1 pseudogene is annotated in these 841 nt (G+C 61.1%); it reads right to left on the bottom strand.

The features are described from left to right. Positions 1-841, bottom strand: a pseudogene (locus tag ACZYOF_RS44015) (sensor histidine kinase); the annotation flags it as partial.

Raw genomic sequence — 841 nt, 5'->3', positions numbered from 1 at the left:
AGCTCGCCTCCGTGTTCGCGCACGATGCCATAGCTGATCCAAAGGCGAGCCCCGTGCCCTCGCCAACCCGCTTAGTAGTAAAGAACGGCTCGAAGATATGGCTGATGTGATCCTTGTCGATTCCAGAACCGTTGTCCGAGATCCGGAACAGGATTTCGTTACCCTTGCGCGCCGCCGAGACGACCAGCCGAGGCAATTCGGTGCCACGCATCGCATCGATCGCATTTTCCACAAGATTGACGATCACCTGGTGCAATTGCCCCTCATTGCCGGAGATCCAGAGGTCCGGCTCGACCTCCATCTGCAGGTCGATGCGGACCTGCTTGGTGCGCACGGCCCACAGCACGGCAGTGTTGATCAATCGTTCGATGTTGACGCGCTCGACCTCGCCGAGCTTGCTGAAGGACAGCCGGCGCAAATTCTTCACGATCTCGCTGATGCGAACCGCACCCTCCATGGTGCCTTCGATGAGCGGGCCGACGTCCTCCAAAATCTCGTCGATGCGCAGGCTCTTCCTTTGCGCCGGAAGGTCGGCAGTCTTGCCTTTGCCGTGGACCGCGTCGAGATAGGCGACGATCGCCGTACGGTAGCGCATTAGCGTGTGGATGTTACCATAGACGAAGCTAATCAGGTTGTTTAGCTCATGCGCAACGCCGGCGACGAGACGGCCGAGGCTCGCCATCTTCTCCTGCTCGACCAGTTGGCGCTGGGCGCGCTGCAATTCGTGATGCGCCTTGTGCAGCGCCTCGTAGGCGCGGCGAAGCTCGCCGATCGGGCGCCCGGTCAGCACCACGCCGATGAAGCGGCCGCGATGATCGTGGCGCGGTGAGCTGTTGATGGC

It is taken from the genome of Bradyrhizobium sp. LeoA1Lang (assembly GCF_055413685.1).
Note: the sequence above shows the minus strand (reverse complement) of the source record. Positions and strands in the feature narration are given on the sequence as shown.